Raw genomic sequence first — 21847 nt, 5'->3', positions numbered from 1 at the left:
GGGAAGTCGGGGATGAATTATTAATAGATTAATTGACTTGCCATTTCAACTTAAGGCTTGCCTAAAACGCTGATATTGTATCTTTCAGGCGAACAAAAAGTTTATTAAAAAACGCCAAATCATCGTCAATTATTATTCGCTATCGGTAATTAAGACCATTATTTTATCAAGCTCAGATTTTCATGCGGAACAGGATCGATGCCATCCGCAGAAGGTTTTTAGCCGGGTAGCGAGTCAGGGCGGCTGAGATTCCGCCCTGTCGCTTATTATGCATTAATCCGCGTCATAACCGAGGTTCGGCGCCAGCCAGCGCTCCACTTCACTGACCGACATATGTTTGCGCGCGGCGTAATCCTCAATCTGATCGCGTTGCAGTTGCGCTACGGCGAAATATTTACTTTCAGGATGACTGAAGTACCACCCGGATACCGCTGCACCTGGCCACATCGCAAAAGATTCGGTAAGTTGCATACCGGTATGCGTTTCAACATCCAGTAACTGCCAGATAGTCGCTTTCTCGGTATGTTCCGGGCAGGCCGGATACCCCGGAGCCGGGCGAATCCCCTGATAATTTTCGCGAATCAGCTCTTCGTTGCTCAGGCTTTCATGGGCGGCGTAGCCCCAGATCACTTTACGCACCCGCTCATGCAGATACTCAGCAAAGGCTTCCGCCAGACGGTCGGCCAGTGCTTTCACCATGATTTTATTGTAATCATCATGCTGTGCATCAAAGGCTTCCGCCAGCGCGTCCTCCTCCAGCCCGCCGGTAACGGCAAAGGCACCGAGATAGTCCGCTTTACCAGTGGATTTTGCTGCAACGAAATCAGCCAGACAGTAGTTGGCAAAGCCGGTTTTTTCGGTCTGCTGACGTAAATGACGGCTGACCTGAATCACCTGTGAACGGGATTCATCCTGATAAATTTCAATATCATCGCCTACCCGATTCGCCGGGAAAATACCGACCACACCGCGCGGATTCAATGTCTTCTGCTGATCCAACTGGTCCAGCATCGCGTTAGCATCGGCAAACAACCGTTTTGCTTCCTCGCCAACGACCTCATCTTCAAGAATGCGCGGATATTTGCCCGCCAGCGACCAGGTCATAAAGAAAGGCGTCCAGTCGATATAATGGCGCAGTGTCTCAATGCTGGCTTCCACTGCACTGACTCCGAGACGATGTGCCACCGGCGGTGTGTAATTGTCCCAGTCAAACGCTAAGTCATTTTCACGCGCTGCGCGCAAGGTGACCGGCGGAGTGCGCGGCTTCTTGCGCGCATGCTGGATGCGCACGGTATCGTACTCTTTCCGCGTGCGCGCCACGAAGTCGTCATGCTGCGTGGCGGATAACAGCGCGGACACCACGCCAACGGTGCGTGAGGCGTTCTGTACATACACCGTTGGGCCACTGTAGTTCTGCTCAATTTTAACCGCGGTATGCGCTTTCGAGGTGGTGGCACCGCCAATCAGCAGCGGTATGGTAAAGCCCTGTCGTTCCATCTCTTTGGCAACATTGACCATTTCATCCAGCGACGGCGTAATTAGCCCGGACAGGCCAATAATATCGGCATTCATTTCACGCGCGGTTTTCAGGATTTTCTCGCCCGGCACCATAACGCCGAGATCGATAATTTCGTAGTTATTACACTGCAGCACCACACCGACGATATTTTTACCGATGTCGTGCACGTCACCTTTTACGGTTGCCAGCACGATTTTACCGTTGGTCTGTCCCTTCTCTTTACTGGCTTCGATGTAAGGTTCCAGATACGCCACCGCCTGTTTCATTACGCGCGCTGACTTAACCACCTGCGGCAGGAACATTTTACCTTCGCCAAACAGATCGCCGACCACGTTCATCCCGGCCATCAGCGGCCCTTCAATCACTTCTATCGGGCGGGAAGCATTCTGGCGTGCGGCTTCGGTATCGGCTTCGATAAATTCGGTAATGCCTTTGACCAGCGAATATTCAAGCCGCTTTTCCACTTCCCAGCTGCGCCATTCAGCCAGCTGTTTGTGACTTTCATCATCAGATTTGCTGCCGCGATATTTCTCTGCCAGCTCCAGTAATCGCTCGGTACTGTCATCACGACGGTTCAGCACCACATCTTCCACTGCATCGCGCAGTTCGGCCGGGAGATCATCGTAGATTGCCAGCTGACCGGCATTAACAATGCCCATATCCATGCCGTTACGAATGGCGTAGAGCAGGAATACCGCGTGAATAGCCTCACGCACCGGATCGTTGCCGCGGAATGAGAAGGAGACATTGGATACGCCACCCGAAATCATCGCATGTGGCAGTTCGCGCTTTATATCAGCGCATGCGCCGATAAAGTCCTGCGCATAGTTGTTATGTTCTTCAATCCCGGTGGCAACCGCGAAAATATTGGGGTCAAAAATAATATCTTCCGGCGGGAATCCTACCTCTTCGGTGAGAATTTTGTAGGCGCGGCGGCAGATTTCAATTTTGCGCTCGCGGGTATCCGCCTGGCCGACTTCATCAAACGCCATCACCACCACCGCTGCACCGTAGCGCCGCACCAGCCGTGCATGATGGATAAAGGTTTCAACCCCTTCTTTCATTGAGATGGAGTTAACAATGCCCTTGCCCTGAATGCATTTCAGCCCTTTCTCAATCACTTCCCATTTCGAGGAGTCGATCATAATCGGCACCCGCGCGATGTCGGGTTCACCGGCAATCAGATTTAGGAAACGCACCATCGCCGCTTCGGCATCGAGCATTCCCTCATCCATATTAATATCAATAATTTGCGCGCCGCTTTGCACCTGCTGCAACGCCACTTCCAGCGCTTCGTTATATTTTTCTTCTTTAATCAGTCGCTTAAACTTAGCTGAACCGGTGACGTTAGTGCGTTCACCGACGTTAACAAACAGCGATTCAGCGCTGATGTTTAAGGGTTCAAGGCCGGAGAGACGGCAAGCAACCGGTATTTCCGGCAGCTGACGCGGGGGAACATTGGCAACCGCCGCAGCAATAGCGGCAATGTGTTCTGGCGTAGTGCCGCAGCAACCGCCGACAATATTAAGAAATCCGGCCTGTGCCCATTCGCCAATCTGTTCGGCCATAATAGTGGCATCCAGATCGTACTCACCAAAGGCATTCGGCAAACCGGCGTTAGGGTGTGCGGTAACATAACACTCCGCCAGCCGCGAAAGCTCAGCCACATACTGACGCAGCTCATCCGGGCCGAGTGCACAGTTCAGGCCAAACGACAGCGGTTGCGCATGGCGTAAGGAGTTGTAGAACGCTTCGGTAGTCTGGCCGGAGAGCGTGCGCCCGGATGCATCGGTGATAGTGCCGGAGATCATTAGCGGCAGATCGACGCCCAATGCTTCAAACTCGGTCTGTACTGCAAAGATGGCGGCTTTGGCATTCAGGGTGTCAAACACCGTTTCGATCATAATCAGGTCGGAACCGCCTTCCACCAGCGCGCGGGTTGACTCGCGATAGGCCTCCACCAGCTGATCAAAAGTGACGTTACGAAAAGCGGGATCGTTAACATCCGGAGAGATAGAACAGGTGCGGTTGGTCGGCCCCAGTACCCCGGCGACATAGCGTGGGCGATCCGGCGTTTTTGCCGTCCATTCATCGGCCGCCGCGCGCGCCAGTTTCGCCGCCTCGAAGTTAATCTCCGCCGACAGCGACTCCATATGGTAATCCGCCATCGCAATGGTGGTGGAGTTAAAAGTATTCGTTTCCAGAATATCGGCACCCGCTTCGAGGTAGCCGTGATGGATGGAGCTAATAATTCCGGGCTGTGTGAGCACCAGCAGATCATTATTGCCTTTCAGATCGCTTTGCCAGTCAGCAAAACGCGTGCCGCGAAAGTCATCTTCTTCTAGCTTATAACTTTGGATCATCGTGCCCATGCCGCCATCCAGCACCATGATACGTTTCGCGAGCTGCTGATGCAGCGCTTCTGTTCTGTTACTCACACTCGCCTCGTCACCGTATTTTCTCTGGCTGATATGCCAGCTGGACATACTGGCACAACTTTTGACCGGGTAAAAGCAACGGTATATGAGACATTTTCAGCTGAGCCGCCAAACTGCTCCGACCAGAATGCTGGTCGTTGCAATATTAGCCAATAGAACGAAAATGATTTCCATATAGTGAAAATAAGAGGAACACGATATGACAACGCCCGTTCCGACCAAGCGGGGTAAAAAACCCCGCAATGCTGCCACGCCAGCTGCCGCCCCGACCGGGCAGGTGCAATCCCTGACGCGTGGATTAAAGCTGCTTGAAGCCATCGCAGAATCCCATGGCAGCGTGGCATTAACTGAACTGGCCCAGCAATCTGGCCTGCCCAACTCCACCACCCATCGTCTGTTGACCACCATGCAACAGCTCGGTTTTGTACGACAGGTTGGCGATCTGGGTTACTGGACCATTGGCGCACATGCCTTTGTTGTCGGCAGCAGTTTCCTGCAGAGCCGTAATCTGCTGGCGATGGTGCATCCGATGCTGCGTAAGTTAATGGAGTCGTCCGGAGAAACCGTTAACCTGGCGGTGCTGGATTTAAGCGATCATCAGGCGGTGATTATTGACCAGGTACAGTGTACCCAGCTGATGCGCATGTCCGCGCCGATCGGCGGGAAGCTACCGATGCATGCATCAGGGGCAGGAAAAGCGTTTCTGGCCAATCTCAGCGAACAACAGGTTACTGACCTGCTGCACCGCAAAGGGCTGCATCACTACACGCCACACACCCTGATGTCGCCGCAAAGTCTGAAGGAGAATCTGGCACAGGTGCGTAAAGCCGGATATGCCTTTGATGATGAAGAGCATGCGCTGGGACTGCGCTGCGTTGCCTCCTGCATTTACGATGAGCATGGCGAGCCCTTTGCAGCCATCTCTATCTCCGGTCCGATTTCCCGTATCACCGATGACCGCGTCACCGAAATCGGTGCGATGGTGATTAAGGCGGCAAAGGAAATTACCGGCGAATACGGGGGCAGGCGTTAAACTCCGATATAAGATCCGCCGCACAGCGTGTTTTCAATGATGTTGTTGAGCTTGCACTGACGACCGCCTATCGCTCAGTCTGATTAAGAGGAATTTCGCGCTTAATCACAAGGACAGAACATGGACAGTTGTCTGCTCAGCTACAATGGCGAACGTCGTGATCCAATCAGCGGCTGTTTTCATCCCGGCAACGGATACCGGGCTTATCATCCGCAGCTGATGCGCTTTAGCCACCCGGACGACTTTAGTCCGTTTGGCGCGGGCGGGATAAATGCTTACGTTTATTGCATCGGCGACCCGATTAATCGCGCCGATCCCAGCGGCCATTCCAGCTGGCAGGCATGGCTGGGTGTGGGAACCGGCGTGTTGGGTTTACTGGCGGCGATTTTTACCGGCGGCATATCGCTGGCTGCAGAAGGCGGCCTTTTAGCTGCTTTAAACTCAGCCAGTGTGATGTCAATAATGACGGGCGCAACGGGTGTGATGGCAGATGCTGGCGGAATTGCCAGTGTACTGACCGCCGGAAAAGATCCGAAAGCTTCTGGTGTACTGGGATGGGTAGCACTGGCCTGCGGCATACTTAGCGGTATCTCTGCTATCAGTCCGTCAGTGCTTAATGGCAGAGGTGTGCTTGATAGTTTTCCGCGCAGTACAACGGTTGTTTTGGCGGGCGGTGAAAACCTGCTCCCCGTCTCCTCCTCCGCTGAGTATGAGATAATAGCTGGACAGCGCGTAAGATGTGTTAATGCAATATTTGATGATAGTTATAAAGGTGGCAAGCGACTGAATGTTATAGGCCATGGTTTCCTGGTTGACTCCACTGACTATGCCATGCTCACTGACGATCGGCTTAATTTTTATCCCGGCCACGCCTTTGCGGAATATTTAAGGGATAATCTGCAAGTTAACTTCGCAGATTATCAGTATGCCCGAATGGTAGTGTGCCATTCAGCTGCTGGCGGTGAAAACAGTTTTGCCGCCGGATTTGCCAGAGTCAGCCACCTCCCAGTCAAAGGCTATACCGGTAGAGTTGTCGCCAGAGAAGCGGTAAGCCCTTATTTGCGTCTACTGGAATCGGAGAATTACTCCACCGGGATGAAAATGTCGGTTGCCGATATGAACCGCAGAATCAGACTTCAGTCAGCCGACGGATTCGAGCTGCTGAGTGTAATCAAAAATATGCCAACGCATCCTTATCTACCGGTCTATTTCGACGCTGCGGGCATCCAGCTGGCGGGAGATTTTAAGAGGTTGTAACCCGCAGCCGATAATGTTTCAGACATGTGCGCTTGCTACCGGCATATCACGCTGGCAAAAGCGCTGGCGACGGCGATAGGCGAACACATCCTCAATATGGCCGTCGCGGATTCGTTGCTGTAGCGCACGCCAGTAATCGGCACAAAACAGATCGCTGTGCATCTCATCAAATAACGCCGCAATAGCCGGATCGCTACACAGATAGTGGCGAAACTCTTCCGGAAACACATCTTCCGGTGACACGCTATACCAGGGTTCAAGGCTTAGCTCATCCTCCGGATAACGTGCCGGCGGAATATCGCGAAAATTCATTTCGGTCATATAACTAATTTCATCGTAATCGTAAAACACCACCCGCCCATGACGAGTGACACCGAAGTTTTTAAACAGCATATCGCCGGGAAAGATATTCGCCGCCGCCAGCTGTTTCACCGCATTGCCATACTCTTCAATTGCATCATGGCGCTGCTGAGGATTGGCCTGCTCCAGCCAGATATTGAGTGGCGTCATCCGTCGCTCAATATACAGATGCTGAATAATCAGCATCTCGCCGCGTTGCTGCAATTTTTCCGGCACTTCACGCTGTAACTCAGCCAGTAGCTCGACGCTAATGCGCGCTTTCTCAATGGCAAAATTTTCGAACTCCTGGGTATCTGCCATCCGCCCGACGCGGTCATGTTCTTTCACCAGCTGATAACACTGACGCACTCTGGCTGGCGTCACCTCTTTTTGCGGCGCAAAACGATCTTTTATTACCTTAAATACCCGATCAAAACCCGGTAAGGTAAATACCAACATCACTAAGCCGCGTACTCCCGGTGCAATGACAAACTGCTCGCGGGTTGTCGCCATATATTGCAGATATTCACGGTAGCTTTCGGTTTTGCCGTGCTTCTGGCAGCCAATTGCCATATACAGCTCGGCAGTGGTTTTGCCCGGCAATATTTCCCGCAGCCACTCCACCAGTGCGGCAGGCAACGGGGCATACACCATAAAATAGGAGCGAGCGAAACCAAATACGATGCTGGCTTCACGTTTACGCGTCAGGCAGGTATCGATAAACAGCTCGCCCGCGTCGCTGCGATGAATTGGCAGTAAAAATGCAAATACGCCTGACGGCAAACAGAGCCTGGCGACCAGCCACGCGGCCTTATTGCGATAGAAAAGTTCGTTGACTACTTTTAGCGTCGCTTGCTCCAGCTGCTGCACAGCAAAGTTCTGCTGCAGATGCGCAATGATATAGCCAATATCCCGCGATAAATTCTGCCACGGCAAACGCAAAGGTAAGTCGCTCAGCAGACGATGCAGCATCGGCTGCCAACCCTTCACTGCGCTGAACTCTTTCGCCAGCGGGCGCGGAACAGAGCGAAAACGACACGCTGGCTGAGAACTGAAGATAAATAAGCGCTGCGGAGTCAGTGATTGATGATCAAATAAACGGCAATAGACTGAGTTAAAGAAGCTTTCTGCAATTTCAAAGCGTGGATAATCAGGCAGCAGATCGGTATAGATCGCTTTGATCCTTAGCAGGAAGTCCGCGTCGTAATCTTCTCCCGCGGTGATGCAGCGTAACTGTTCAACCACCAGGCCGACGTGATGATCGTAGAGATGAATACGCGCCTTCATGGCCTGTTGTACCGCTAACCAGTCAGCCTGCTCAAAGCGCTGTTGTGCCCCGGCAGTAATCTCCAGAAAGCGGCCATATTGCGCATCGAAACCCTGCAAAATGGTTTGCGCAATCAGCTTTTCGATTTGTGGCATAGCACGCCCTCCACGCGGGCAGCGAGAACGCTGCCCGGCGTCAAATCTTTAATGGTTAAACTGCTGCTCTTCGGTGGAACCCGTCAGCGCGGTAACCGACGAAGCCCCCCCCTGAATAATGGTGGTGACGCTGTCGAAATAGCCGGTGCCGACTTCCTGTTGATGCGAGGAGAAGGTGTAGCCCTGTTTAATCGCCGCAAACTCAGGCTGTTGCACCTTTTCGACGTAATGTCGCATTCCCTCACCCTGCGCATAAGCCTGTGCCAGATCGAACATGTTGAACCACATGCTGTGAATGCCTGCCAGCGTGATAAATTGATATTTGTAGCCCATATCAGCCAGCGCCTGCTGAAAGCGGGCGATGGTGCTGTCATCGAGATTCTTCTTCCAGTTAAATGAAGGTGAGCAGTTATAGGCCAGCAGTTTTCCGGGGAATTTTGCATGGATGGCGTCGGCAAAGCGCTGCGCCAAATGCAGATCCGGCGTCGAGGTTTCGCACCACAGCACATCGGCATACGGTGCGTAGGCCAGTCCACGGCTGATGGCCTGTTCCACGCCAGCCCGGGTACGGAAGAAGCCCTCATGCGTACGCTCACCGGTGATAAATTCGCGATCGTATTCATCGCAATCTGAGGTAATCAGATCGGCAGCATCGGCATCCGTACGGGCAATCAATACCGTCGGCACGTCCATTACATCGGCCGCCAGACGCGCCGCCACCAGTTTCTGAATCGCCTCCTGCGTTGGCACCAGCACCTTTCCGCCCATATGACCGCACTTTTTCACCGAGGCCAGCTGATCCTCAAAATGTACTCCCGCCGCACCAGCGCTGATCATCGATTTCATCAGCTCAAAAGCATTCAGCACGCCGCCAAAACCGGCTTCAGCGTCGGCGACAATGGGCAGAAAGTAATCAACGTGGCGCGCATCGCCCGGTTCAATATTGTTGGCCCACTGAATCTGGTCGGCTCGCTGAAAGCTGTTATTAATTCGCTCGACAACCGACGGTACTGAATTCGCCGGATAGAGCGACTGATCGGGATACATACTGGCAGCCAGATTGGCATCCGCCGCCACCTGCCAGCCGGAAAGATAGATTGCTTCAATTCCCGCTTTTGCCTGTTGCAACGCCTGGCCACCGGTCAGCGCTCCCAGGCTATTGATATATCCCTTCTTCGCGCCGCCGTTAAGCAGCGACCACAATTTTTCTGCTCCTTGCTGCGCCAGCGTACAGGCCGGATTAACCGAACCGCGCAGTTTCACTACTTCCGCCGCGCTGTACGGACGGGTGATGCCTTCCCAGCGTGCATTGCGCCAGTTTTGTTCTGTCTGCTGAATCTGTTGGGTACGTGAGGTCATAGCAGATACTCCTGTTTATTAAGGAATAAAGTTCAGGGAATCAGGCGGTAGCCTGGCAGCGTCAAAAACTCTACCAGTTCAGGTTCGGTTGTGATGCGCTCCATCAGGCGCGCGGCCTCATCAAAGCGTCCCTGGCTGAAGCGCTGCTCACCCAGCTCTTCCTGAATCACCTGCATCTCTTCTGCCAGCATTTTGCTGAACAAGCTGGCGGTTACTGGCTGGCCATCTTCCAGCGTTTTCTGATGATGTATCCATTGCCAGATTGAGGTTCGCGAGATTTCTGCCGTTGCGGCATCTTCCATCAAGCCATAGATTGGCACGCAGCCATTACCGGAGATCCAGGCTTCGATGTACTGTACCGCCACGCGAATATTGGCGCGCATTCCTGCCTCGGTGCGTTTTCCCGCACAGGGTTCCAGCAACTGTTCAGCGGTGATCGGCGCATCGTTTTCACGCAGTACATCCAGCTGATTCGGTTTATCACCCAATGCCTGGTTAAAGACCGCCATAACGCTATCGGCCAGCCCAGGATGCGCGATCCAGGTGCCGTCGTGACCGTTCTCAGCTTCACGCTGTTTATCAGCCCGCACTTTATTCAGCACCCAGTTATTACGCTCAGTCTCCTTACTGGGAATAAATGCCGCCATTCCCCCCATGGCAAAGGCTCCGCGTCGGTGGCAGGTTTTAATCAACAGTCGCGAATAGGCATCAAGGAAACCCTGATCCATCGTGACCGACTGGCGATCCGGCAATACGCGATCCGGATGATTTTTCAGGGTTTTGATATAGCTGAAGATGTAATCCCAACGGCCGCAGTTCAGCCCAACAATATGATCGCGCAGGTGAAAGAGGATCTCGTCCATCTGGAACACCGCTGGCAGCGTTTCAATTAACAGCGTGGCTTTAATTGTGCCGCGCGGCAGATCAAAACGATCCTCGGCAAAGCTGAATACCTCACTCCACCAGGCTGCTTCCTGGAAAGACTGGGTTTTCGGCAGATAGAAATAGGGGCCGCTCCCTTTTGCCAGCAAAGCATCGACGTTATGAAAGAAATAGAGCGCAAAATCAAACAGGCTGGCAGGGATCGCTTCACCACGCCAGTTAACGTGTTTCTCCGGCAGATACAGACCGCGAACCCGGCAAATCAGCACCGCCGGATTGGGCTTCAGCTGATAAATTTTGCCCGCTTCATTGCTGTAACTGATGGAACCGTTCACCGCATCGCGAAGGTTAATTTGCCCGGCGATCACTTTTTCCCATGACGGGGCCAGTGAATCTTCGAAATCTGCCATAAATACATTCACATTGGCATTCAGCGCATTGATCACCATTTTGCGCTCTACCGGGCCGGTGATCTCAACGCGACGATCCTGCAAATCTGTCGGTATCCCGCGGATTCTCCAGTTATCGTTTTTAATGGAATCCGTTTCCGAAATAAATCCAGGCAGCTCACCGCGATCGATTTTACCTTGCACCAGCCTGCGTTCAGCCAGTAATTCATTGCGGCGTGGTGTAAAGCGCCTGACCAGTTCGCTGAGAAAATCGACGGCATCATCAGTTAAAATCTGCTGTTCCGCTCTGCCAAAAGGCTGGCTGAATGCCAGTTCGGTGCTGATTGCTTGTTGTGTCATGCTCACCCTCTCCTGTTTGATCATCTGAGCCGCATTGCGATCGATAAACCAATCTTTGCACTGATGGTTTTTTGACCCGCAGGATCAAATAATAATCAGATAACTTTTAAAATCAAAAGCTATTTCCATTTTTGTAATCGAATGCATTTAACAGCATGATAAATAAGTGGTTAAAGTTTAAGCGTGAGAGGAATTGGTTTTCATCTGGTTTTAAGACGGAAAAAAGCAGCAGCGGTGTGTTGTAAACCGGAAGGAGGTGTGGAGGGATGTTCAGAAAACGGGCCGAAAAGGCTCGGCCCGCTACAGCAGATTATTCCAGCGTTGGATTCATATGGCGCAGATCAAACGGTGTGATTTGATAGACATAATAGTTAAGCCAGTTGGTAAACAGCAGATTACCATGGCTACGCCAGCTGGCACGCGGCGGCAGTTCAGGATTGTTATGCGGGAAGTAATTAAACGGCACTTCCGGATTAAGCCCTGCATCAAAATCACGATGATATTCACCCGACAGAGTCAGTGCATCATATTCGGGATGGCCGGTAACAAACGCCAGACGCTTATCCTTACTGGCGAACAGGTAGGCTCCCGTCTGCTCAGATTCGGCAAAAATTTCCAGATCGGTGTAATCCCGCAATAGCTGCGTTGGAAAATCCGCATAGCGCGAGTGGGGTGCGAGGAAATTATCATCAAAACCACGCGTCAGTAGCGCATGTGGGTGTAGCGTCTGATGTTCATATACTCCCGACAGTTTGGTTTCTCGCGTCTGTTTCGGGATGCCATACAGAATGTTTAATGCTGCCTGCACCGCCCAACAGACAAACAGTGTCGAAGTGACATGCTCTTTTGCCCAGTGCAACACCCTTTGAATCTGTGGCCAGTATGCCACATCGTTAAAATCTACCAGACCTAACGGTGCGCCCGTGACGATCAGTCCATCAAAATTATCGTGCTGGATATCTTCAAAATTACAGTAGAAATTATTGAGGTGCTCACTGGGGGTATTACGCGACTCACGGCTGTCGATACGCAGCAACTGGATATCGATTTGCAGCGGTGAATTAGAAAGCAGGCGTAAAAACTGGTTCTCAGTCTCAATCTTTTTCGGCATCAGATTTAACACCAGCACCTTTAACGGACGGATTTCCTGAGTGCTTGCACGTGAAGATGCCATGACAAAGACATTCTCATTGCGCAAAAAACTCACGGCTGGTAATTCATCGGGTACCCTGATTGGCATAACCTGCTTTCCTCACACATACGTTTAAACGTTTAGACATCCAGATGCCTGAAGATAGCGTTTTGTCATGCAAAAGTCGAGAGATGATACGATAGTTGAAAATGTTTCACCTGTAATAGCGTGAAGTGACCTGTCAGGAGATTTTTCGGGGCTTTAAACGCAAAAAACCCCAGCTTACGCTGGGGTTATCGCAATTTGATGCCTGGCAGTTCCCTACTCTCGCATGGGGAGACCCCACACTACCATCGGCGCTACGGCGTTTCACTTCTGAGTTCGGCATGGGGTCAGGTGGGACCACCGCGCTAAAGCCGCCAGGCAAATTCTGTTATCCGCGCCGCCCTGCGGGCCACGCGAATCAATCCGTTTCGAACAAGCTGAATATTGATGGTTCTCTCACATCACAACCACCAAAAACACTTCTGGCGTTGTAAGGTTAAGCCTCACGGGTCATTAGTACCGGTTAGCTCAACGCATCGCTGCGCTTACACACCCGGCCTATCAACGTCGTAGTCTTCAACGTCCCTTCAGGACCCTCAAGGAGTCAGGGAGAATTCATCTCGAGGCAAGTTTCGCGCTTAGATGCTTTCAGCGCTTATCTTTTCCGCATTTAGCTACCGGGCAATGCCATTGGCATGACAACCCGAACACCAGTGATGCGTCCACTCCGGTCCTCTCGTACTAGGAGCAGCCCCTCTCAATTCTCCAGCGCCCACGGCAGATAGGGACCGAACTGTCTCACGACGTTCTAAACCCAGCTCGCGTACCACTTTAAACGGCGAACAGCCGTACCCTTGGGACCTACTTCAGCCCCAGGATGTGATGAGCCGACATCGAGGTGCCAAACACCGCCGTCGATATGAACTCTTGGGCGGTATCAGCCTGTTATCCCCGGAGTACCTTTTATCCGTTGAGCGATGGCCCTTCCATTCAGAACCACCGGATCACTATGACCTGCTTTCGCACCTGCTCGAGCCGTCACTCTCGCAGTCAAGCCAGCTTATGCCATTGCACTAACCTCACGATGTCCGACCGTGATTAGCTGACCTTCGTGCTCCTCCGTTACTCTTTAGGAGGAGACCGCCCCAGTCAAACTACCCACCAGACACTGTCCCCACGCCGGATTACGGCGCCAGGTTAGAACATCAAACATTAAAGGGTGGTATTTCAAGGTTGGCTCCACGCAGACTGGCGTCCACGCTTCGAAGCCTCCCACCTATCCTACACATCAAGGCTCAATGTTCAGTGTCAAGCTGTAGTAAAGGTTCACGGGGTCTTTCCGTCTTGCCGCGGGTACACTGCATCTTCACAGCGAGTTCAATTTCACTGAGTCTCGGGTGGAGACAGCCTGGCCATCATTACGCCATTCGTGCAGGTCGGAACTTACCCGACAAGGAATTTCGCTACCTTAGGACCGTTATAGTTACGGCCGCCGTTTACCGGGGCTTCGATCAAGAGCTTCTCCTTGCGGATAACCCCATCAATTAACCTTCCGGCACCGGGCAGGCGTCACACCGTATACGTCCACTTTCGTGTTTGCACAGTGCTGTGTTTTTAATAAACAGTTGCAGCCAGCTGGTATCTTCGACTGGCTTCAGCTCCGGGAGCAAGTCCCTTCACCTACGCGCCAGCGTGCCTTCTCCCGAAGTTACGGCACCATTTTGCCTAGTTCCTTCACCCGAGTTCTCTCAAGCGCCTTGGTATTCTCTACCTGACCACCTGTGTCGGTTTGGGGTACGATTTCGTGTTACCTGGAGCTTAGAGGCTTTTCCTGGAAGCATGGCATCAGTTACTTCACCACCGTGGTGGCTCGTCATCACGCCTCAGCCTTAGAGCATTCCGGATTTGCCTGGAATGCAAGCCTACACGCTTAAACCGGGACAACCGTCGCCCGGATAACCTAGCCTTCTCCGTCCCCCCTTCGCAGTAACACCAAGTACAGGAATATTAACCTGTTTCCCATCGACTACGCTTTTCAGCCTCGCCTTAGGGGTCGACTCACCCTGCCCCGATTAACGTTGGACAGGAACCCTTGGTCTTCCGGCGAGCGGGCTTTTCACCCGCTTTATCGTTACTTATGTCAGCATTCGCACTTCTGATACCTCCAGCAGACCTCACAGTCCACCTTCGACGGCTTACAGAACGCTCCCCTACCCAACAACACATAGTGTCGCTGCCGCAGCTTCGGTGCATGGTTTAGCCCCGTTACATCTTCCGCGCAGGCCGACTCGACCAGTGAGCTATTACGCTTTCTTTAAATGATGGCTGCTTCTAAGCCAACATCCTGGCTGTCTGTGCCTTCCCACATCGTTTCCCACTTAACCATGACTTTGGGACCTTAGCTGGCGGTCTGGGTTGTTTCCCTCTTCACGACGGACGTTAGCACCCGCCGTGTGTCTCCCGTGATAACATTCTCCGGTATTCGCAGTTTGCATCGGGTTGGTAAGCCGGGATGGCCCCCTAGCCGAAACAGTGCTCTACCCCCGGAGATGAGTTCACGAGGCGCTACCTAAATAGCTTTCGGGGAGAACCAGCTATCTCCCGGTTTGATTGGCCTTTCACCCCCAGCCACAAGTCATCCGCTAATTTTTCAACATTAGTCGGTTCGGTCCTCCAGTTAGTGTTACCCAACCTTCAACCTGCCCATGGCTAGATCACCGGGTTTCGGGTCTATACCCTGCAACTTAACGCCCAGTTAAGACTCGGTTTCCCTGCGGCTCCCCTATACGGTTAACCTTGCTACAGAATATAAGTCGCTGACCCATTATACAAAAGGTACGCAGTCACCCTGATAAATCAAGGCTCCCACTGCTTGTACGTACACGGTTTCAGGTTCTGTTTCACTCCCCTCGCCGGGGTTCTTTTCGCCTTTCCCTCACGGTACTGGTTCACTATCGGTCAGTCAGGAGTATTTAGCCTTGGAGGATGGTCCCCCCATATTCAGACAGGATGTCACGTGTCCCGCCCTACTCATCGAACTCACAACAAGTGCAGCTTCGTGTACGGGGCTATCACCCTGTATCGCGCCACTTTCCAGAGGCTTCCACTGCTGCACAAACTGATTCAGGTTCTGGGCTGTTCCCCGTTCGCTCGCCGCTACTGGGGGAATCTCGGTTGATTTCTTTTCCTCTGGGTACTTAGATGTTTCAGTTCCCCAGGTTCGCCTCATTAAGCTATGTATTCACTTAATGATAATGCAACGAATTGCATTGGGTTTCCCCATTCGGGTATCGACGGTTGTAGCGCCTCATATCGGCTTACCGTCGCTTATCGCAGATTAGCACGCCCTTCATCGCCTCTGACTGCCAGGGCATCCACCGTGTACGCTTAGTCGCTTAACCTCACAACCCACAAGTGTTTCCACTGCGGTTGTAAGCATTTGAGAGACTCGAACACATCGCGATTCATTTCTTATTACGGAGAAATGAGACGACGCGTCGTTTCAATTTTCAGCTTGTTCCGGATTGTTAAAGAGCAATATCTTAAAACCTGACTCGAAAGTCAGCTTTAAGATATTTTCAGCGACACCTTTCACCTGTCACCAAGCAAGTGGCGTCCCCTAGGGGATTCGAACCCCTGTTGCCGCCGTGAAAGGGCGGAGTCCTAACCGCTAGACGAAGGGGACACGGGGTGTCGCGACTTCGCAGGCGCCTTGCTCATTACGTTTTCTATCAGACAATCTGTGTGGGCACTGCGCGGGTATCTTCACATAGGTAAGGAGGTGATCCAACCGCAGGTTCCCCTACGGTTACCTTGTTACGACTTCACCCCAGTCATGAATCACAAAGTGGTAAGCGCCCTCCCGAAGGTTAAGCTACCTACTTCTTTTGCAACCCACTCCCATGGTGTGACGGGCGGTGTGTACAAGGCCCGGGAACGTATTCACCGTAGCATTCTGATCTACGATTACTAGCGATTCCGACTTCACGGAGTCGAGTTGCAGACTCCGATCCGGACTACGACGCACTTTATGAGGTCCGCTTGCTCTCGCGAGGTCGCTTCTCTTTGTATGCGCCATTGTAGCACGTGTGTAGCCCTGGCCGTAAGGGCCATGATGACTTGACGTCATCCCCACCTTCCTCCGGTTTATCACCGGCAGTCTCCTTTGAGTTCCCGACATTACTCGCTGGCAACAAAGGATAAGGGTTGCGCTCGTTGCGGGACTTAACCCAACATTTCACAACACGAGCTGACGACAGCCATGCAGCACCTGTCTCACGGTTCCCGAAGGCACTAAGGCATCTCTGCCGAATTCCGTGGATGTCAAGGCCAGGTAAGGTTCTTCGCGTTGCATCGAATTAAACCACATGCTCCACCGCTTGTGCGGGCCCCCGTCAATTCATTTGAGTTTTAACCTTGCGGCCGTACTCCCCAGGCGGTCGACTTAACGCGTTAGCTCCGGAAGCCACGCCTCAAGGGCACAACCTCCAAGTCGACATCGTTTACGGCGTGGACTACCAGGGTATCTAATCCTGTTTGCTCCCCACGCTTTCGCACCTGAGCGTCAGTCTTCGTCCAGGGGGCCGCCTTCGCCACCGGTATTCCTCCAGATCTCTACGCATTTCACCGCTACACCTGGAATTCTACCCCCCTCTACGAGACTCAAGCTTGCCAGTTTCAAATGCAGTTCCCAGGTTGAGCCCGGGGATTTCACATCTGACTTAACAAACCGCCTGCGTGCGCTTTACGCCCAGTAATTCCGATTAACGCTTGCACCCTCCGTATTACCGCGGCTGCTGGCACGGAGTTAGCCGGTGCTTCTTCTGCGGGTAACGTCAATGACGAAGGTTATTAACCCTCATCCCTTCCTCCCCGCTGAAAGTACTTTACAACCCGAAGGCCTTCTTCATACACGCGGCATGGCTGCATCAGGCTTGCGCCCATTGTGCAATATTCCCCACTGCTGCCTCCCGTAGGAGTCTGGACCGTGTCTCAGTTCCAGTGTGGCTGGTCATCCTCTCAGACCAGCTAGGGATCGTCGCCTAGGTGAGCCGTTACCCCACCTACTAGCTAATCCCATCTGGGTTCATCCGATGGTGTGAGGCCCGAAGGTCCCCCACTTTGGTCTTGCGACGTTATGCGGTATTAGCTACCGTTTCCAGTAGTTATCCCCCTCCATCGGGCAGATCCCCAGACATTACTCACCCGTCCGCCACTCGTCACCCAGGGAGCAAGCTCCCCTGTGCTACCGTTCGACTTGCATGTGTTAGGCCTGCCGCCAGCGTTCAATCTGAGCCATGATCAAACTCTTCAATTAAAAAGCTTGATGCTCAAAGAATTAAAACTGTTATTCGTAATGAATATAGTAGTCACTCTTGAGACTTGATATTTCAAATTTTTTCCATCCGAGGATGGTTTGCGATATCAACCCTGCGAGTGCCCACACAGATTGTCTGATAAATTGTTAAAGAGCAGTGCAATCAGCGATTTGGCTTGCTGTTGCGAGGTGGCGTATATTACGCTTTCCTCCTTCAGAGTCAACCTCTTTTTCAGAAGTTTTTCTCCGGCGGTTCAGAACTTCCTGAACCTCTCAACACCGTGGCTGGTAAGCCGTTGTTCCGTGTCGATGGAGGCGCATTATAGGGAGTTCTCCGCAGGCCGCAACAGGTAAATTGCGATAAATTAACTGTTTGCTGCAATCCCCAGCAAAAGGCCACCTTATACGTGGTTATGCACAAACTTATCCACATTCATTATCGAGCGGAAATTTTGACGAGCATCACGCAAACGTTTTCGCTACAATGCCGGGCGACGTAACGGGCTCTCCTTTTGGGGCGTTACCTGAAACTTATCTTCTCTCCCTCTATATATAGAGAGAAAGCTAAGCTTGATGTAACGCTGTTTCATTACCCCAAGTCATTGCGAACCAAAGCCAAGGGATATAACCACCATGCAACAACCTCGTCCTCTACGCCGCGCGCTGCTCAGCGTGTCTGATAAAGCCGGTATCCTTGAATTTGCCCAGGCGCTCTCCAGCCGTGGTGTTGAACTACTCTCCACCGGAGGCACTGCTCGCCTGTTGGCTGATGCGGGCCTGCCAGTGACCGAAGTATCGGATTACACCGGTTTCCCTGAAATGATGGATGGACGCGTCAAAACGCTGCACCCGAAAGTACACGGTGGCATTCTCGGTCGCCGCGGTCAGGATGATGCGATTATGGCGCAGCATGACATCTCCCCTATCGACATGGTGGTCGTCAATCTTTATCCGTTTGCTGAAACCGTGGCCCGCGAAGGTTGTTCACTGGAAGATGCGGTAGAGAATATCGATATCGGCGGCCCAACGATGGTGCGCTCCGCCGCCAAGAACCATAAAGATGTGGCGATCGTTGTAAACAGCAGTGACTACAGCGCGATCGTTGCCGAGCTGGATGCCAACGAAAACTCCCTGACGCTGGAAACGCGCTTCGACCTGGCAATCAAAGCCTTCGAACACACAGCCGCCTATGACAGCATGATCGCCAACTACTTCGGTAGCCTGGTACCGGCTTATCACGGCGAGTCCCGTGAGCCAGCTGGCCGCTTCCCGCGTACGTTAAACCTGAACTTCATTAAGAAGCAGGATATGCGTTACGGTGAAAACAGCCACCAGGATGCTGCCTTCTATATAGAAGAGAAGATCGCTGAAGCTTCGGTAGCCACTGCACAGCAGTTACAGGGCAAAGCGCTCTCTTATAACAACATCGCTGATACCGATGCCGCACTGGAATGCGTTAAAGAATTTAGCGAGCCGGCCTGCGTGATCGTCAAGCATGCTAACCCGTGCGGTGTGGCGGTGGGTGATGCGATCCTCGATGCTTACGAGCGTGCTTACAAAACCGACCCGACTTCAGCATTCGGCGGCATTATTGCTTTTAACCGCGAACTGGACGAAGCGACCGCGCAGGCGATCATCAGCCGCCAGTTTGTTGAAGTGATTATTGCTCCTTCCGCCAGCGAAGCCGCGCTGAAAATCACCGCAGCTAAACAGAATGTACGCGTGCTGACCTGCGGCCAGTGGCAGCAGCGTCAAAAAGGGCTGGATTTCAAACGCGTTAATGGTGGCTTACTGGTGCAGGACCGCGATCTCGGAATGGTCGATGAGAGCCAGCTGCGCGTAGTCAGCCAGCGTCAGCCAAGCGAACAAGAGCTGCGTGATGCGCTGTTCTGCTGGAAAGTTGCGAAATTCGTTAAGTCCAACGCCATCGTGTATGCCAGCAACAATATGACCATTGGCATTGGTGCTGGCCAGATGAGCCGCGTCTACTCAACGAAAATTGCCGGTATTAAAGCCGCAGACGAAGGTCTGGAAGTGAAAGGCTGCGCGATGGCTTCCGACGCCTTCTTCCCGTTCCGCGATGGTATTGACGCTGCCGCCGCCGTTGGCGTTAGCTGTGTTATTCAGCCGGGCGGTTCGATTCGTGATGACGAAGTGATTGCCGCAGCCAACGAGCATGGTATTGCGATGATCTTTACCGACATGCGCCATTTCCGCCATTAATCGTCCTCTGGAGAATTTGTGATGAAAATTTTAGTTATCGGTAATGGCGGTCGTGAACACGCACTGGCCTGGAAAGCAGCCCAGTCTCCTTTGGCCGAAACGGTATTTGTCGCGCCAGGCAATGCCGGCACGGCGCTGGAACCCGCGCTGCAAAACGTGGCTATCAGCGTGACGGATATTCCGGCGCTGCTGAATTTTGCTCAGAGAGAAAAAATCGATCTGACTATCGTTGGCCCGGAAGCGCCACTGGTTATCGGTGTGGTTGATGCATTCCGCGCCGCCGGTCTGAAGATTTTTGGCCCGACTCAGGCGGCAGCACAGCTGGAAGGCTCAAAAGCTTTCACCAAAGATTTCCTGGCACGTCACCAGATTCCTACCGCGGAATACCAGAATTTCACCGAAACAGAGCCAGCTCTGGTATACGTGCGCAGTAAAGGCGCGCCAATTGTAATTAAAGCTGACGGTCTGGCTGCCGGTAAAGGCGTGATTGTCGCGATGACGCTGCAGGAAGCGGAAGATGCCATTCAGGATATGCTGGCTGGTAATGCTTTTGGCGACGCTGGCCACCGCATCGTGGTGGAAGAGTTTCTTGATGGTGAAGAGGCCAGTTTTATTGTGATGGTCGACGGTGAAAATGTGTTGCCGATGGCTACCAGCCAGGATCACAAACGCGTCGGCGATGGCGATACCGGCCCTAACACTGGTGGAATGGGTGCCTACTCCCCGGCGCCGGTAGTGACGGATGAAATCCACCAGCGTGTAATGGACGAAGTGATCTGGCCAACCGTTCGCGGCATGGCAGCAGAAGGTAATACTTACACGGGTTTCCTGTATGCCGGCCTGATGATCGACAGCAACAATCAGCCGAAAGTGATCGAATTTAACTGTCGCTTTGGCGATCCGGAGACGCAACCGATCATGCTGCGTCTGCAATCGGATCTGGTTGATCTTTGCCTCGCGGCCTGCGACGGTAAATTAGATCAGAAAGATTCACAGTGGGATCCGCGCCCTTCACTGGGTGTGGTGCTGGCGGCAGGAGGTTATCCGGGCAACTACAATACCGGCGACCAGATCCACGGATTGCCACTGGAAGAAGTCGCTGACGGTAAAGTATTCCACGCCGGAACCACCATGCAGGACGATCTGGTGGTGACCAATGGTGGACGCGTATTATGCGTAACCGCGCTGGGTGATGATGTGGCTGCGGCACAACAGCGGGCTTATCAGCTGATGGAGCACATCTCGTGGGATGGCAGTTTTTGCCGTAAGGATATCGGTTACCGCGCGATTAATCGCAAATAAACCGCAAATGGGCGGTGAGAAGGTATTGCCGCCCATTCTGACACCTGTCAGAAATCTTTTTCCGTCGGCTCCCACTGACAAAAATCTTCATTTGCCACCAACAGTAACTGCGTGCCTTCTGGCGCCTCCAGCCAGGCGATGCTCACCGGAACCGCCGAACGACTCTGTCGCTGCACAATATATTGTATTGCGCTGTTATCCAGTGCTGGTTTTTCCTGCGCGCCCTGACAGGTTTTCACCTCGCCGCCCGAAAGCCAGTGCCCCTGTTTCAGCATCACACGCCCGGTAAGCAACGCGTCGCTAATTCTCAGCATTCGCTGTGCATCGAAAATATAAAGCTCTACAGCGTCCGCTGAGACCGATTCGCGCCGGCCCACTAACTGACGCTGCATAAAATTGAGTTTTCCCTGCTGATCGAATCGCAAGGTGATGTCATCAGGATGCGCGCCTTTAATATGCCGCTCGATGGAGAGCAAATTGCCAGCCTGCCAGTGGTAATCGGTGATCTCAGTCGCGTCGCCTTCAAACGGGCTAAATACCGTCATCATATGCGCCACTTCCTGATGGGTGTCTTTGCGCCAGATACGCACCGCACCGCGATCGGCCAGATAGCCGCTGGCGGTAAAGTCCGGCAGAGAAGAACGCGAGCTACAACCCGCAAGAAGAACCATTGAAAGAATTAAAACGGACTTTAATTTCATAAAGCGTCATCGTCACTGTCAGATTGGTGCGAGCACTACGCAAGCCGAATATGACAAGTAAGATAGCCTGGGCAGCCAAAAAAACAAAAGGAGCGATTAATCGCTCCCAGTGTTCAAACCTTCACTGTA

Annotated in this window: 10 protein-coding genes, 1 tRNA gene and 3 rRNA genes; 4 read left to right on the top strand and 10 right to left on the bottom strand. The window is 52.7% G+C overall.

All coding sequences use genetic code 11. The features are described 5' to 3' along the window. Positions 1–273 precede the first annotated feature (273 nt). Positions 274–4005 carry a methionine synthase gene (metH, locus tag ACP3TC_RS00765; protein ID WP_426817326.1) on the bottom strand — a complete coding sequence of 1244 codons (3732 nt, stop codon included), beginning with the start codon at positions 4003–4005 and terminating at the stop codon, positions 274–276. Between the two features lie 151 nt (positions 4006–4156). Here metH and iclR point away from each other — a divergent pair, with 151 nt between their 5' ends. Further along, positions 4157–4990: a glyoxylate bypass operon transcriptional repressor IclR gene (gene iclR / locus ACP3TC_RS00760; protein ID WP_426817325.1), complete on the top strand. Its 834-nt coding sequence runs from the start codon at positions 4157–4159 to the stop codon at positions 4988–4990. A gap of 120 nt (positions 4991–5110) precedes the next feature. Further along, positions 5111–6247, top strand: coding sequence for an RHS repeat-associated core domain-containing protein (locus ACP3TC_RS00755; protein WP_426817324.1), 1137 nt, complete (start codon positions 5111–5113; stop codon positions 6245–6247). A gap of 18 nt (positions 6248–6265) precedes the next feature. Here ACP3TC_RS00755 and aceK read toward each other — a convergent pair whose 3' ends face one another. The 8 genes from aceK to ACP3TC_RS00715 form a co-directional block, all read right to left on the bottom strand. Then, complete coding sequence (gene aceK, locus ACP3TC_RS00750) at positions 6266–8008, bottom strand: bifunctional isocitrate dehydrogenase kinase/phosphatase (protein WP_313854287.1); 1743 nt, start codon at positions 8006–8008, stop codon at positions 6266–6268. Between the two features lie 48 nt (positions 8009–8056). Continuing rightward, positions 8057–9367 carry an isocitrate lyase gene (gene aceA, locus ACP3TC_RS00745; RefSeq protein WP_313854288.1) on the bottom strand — a complete coding sequence of 437 codons (1311 nt, stop codon included), beginning with the start codon at positions 9365–9367 and terminating at the stop codon, positions 8057–8059. A 32-nt stretch (positions 9368–9399) separates the two neighbouring features. Then, entirely contained in the window at positions 9400–10998 is a 1599-nt protein-coding gene (aceB, locus tag ACP3TC_RS00740; protein ID WP_426817323.1) for a malate synthase A, read from the bottom strand. Positions 10999–11308: 310 nt separating this feature from the next. Next, positions 11309–12238, bottom strand: a complete 930-nt coding sequence (metA, locus tag ACP3TC_RS00735) for a homoserine O-acetyltransferase MetA (RefSeq protein WP_313854291.1) — start codon at positions 12236–12238, stop codon at positions 11309–11311. Between the two features lie 200 nt (positions 12239–12438). Continuing rightward, positions 12439–12554 (bottom strand): 5S ribosomal RNA (rrf, locus tag ACP3TC_RS00730). Positions 12555–12667: 113 nt separating this feature from the next. Further along, positions 12668–15576, bottom strand: a 23S ribosomal RNA gene (locus tag ACP3TC_RS00725). 209 nt (positions 15577–15785) lie between these two features. Next, positions 15786–15860: transfer RNA gene (locus ACP3TC_RS00720), tRNA-Glu, on the bottom strand. An 89-nt stretch (positions 15861–15949) separates the two neighbouring features. Beyond that, positions 15950–17492: ribosomal RNA gene (locus ACP3TC_RS00715) — 16S ribosomal RNA — on the bottom strand. The 16S, 23S and 5S rRNA genes sit together here with 1 tRNA gene alongside, the layout of an rRNA operon. A gap of 633 nt (positions 17493–18125) precedes the next feature. Between ACP3TC_RS00715 and purH the strand changes: the two genes are divergently transcribed. Together purH and purD are read left to right on the top strand one after the other, a co-directional pair. Beyond that, entirely contained in the window at positions 18126–19715 is a 1590-nt protein-coding gene (gene purH / locus ACP3TC_RS00710; RefSeq protein WP_426817322.1) for a bifunctional phosphoribosylaminoimidazolecarboxamide formyltransferase/IMP cyclohydrolase, read from the top strand. A gap of 21 nt (positions 19716–19736) precedes the next feature. Then, positions 19737–21017, top strand: a complete 1281-nt coding sequence (gene purD / locus ACP3TC_RS00705) for a phosphoribosylamine--glycine ligase (RefSeq protein ID WP_426817321.1) — start codon at positions 19737–19739, stop codon at positions 21015–21017. 47 nt (positions 21018–21064) lie between these two features. On the opposite strand, the gene ACP3TC_RS00700 is transcribed toward purD, so the two are convergent. Then, positions 21065–21718: a DUF1481 domain-containing protein gene (locus ACP3TC_RS00700; protein ID WP_426817320.1), complete on the bottom strand. Its 654-nt coding sequence runs from the start codon at positions 21716–21718 to the stop codon at positions 21065–21067. Positions 21719–21847 lie beyond the last annotated feature (129 nt).

This window comes from Winslowiella sp. 2C04, assembly GCF_050037805.1.
GTDB lineage: Bacteria > Pseudomonadota > Gammaproteobacteria > Enterobacterales > Enterobacteriaceae > Erwinia > Erwinia toletana_A.
The sequence above is the reverse complement of the archived record's forward strand: the minus strand, read 5'-3'. Positions and strand labels throughout refer to the sequence as shown.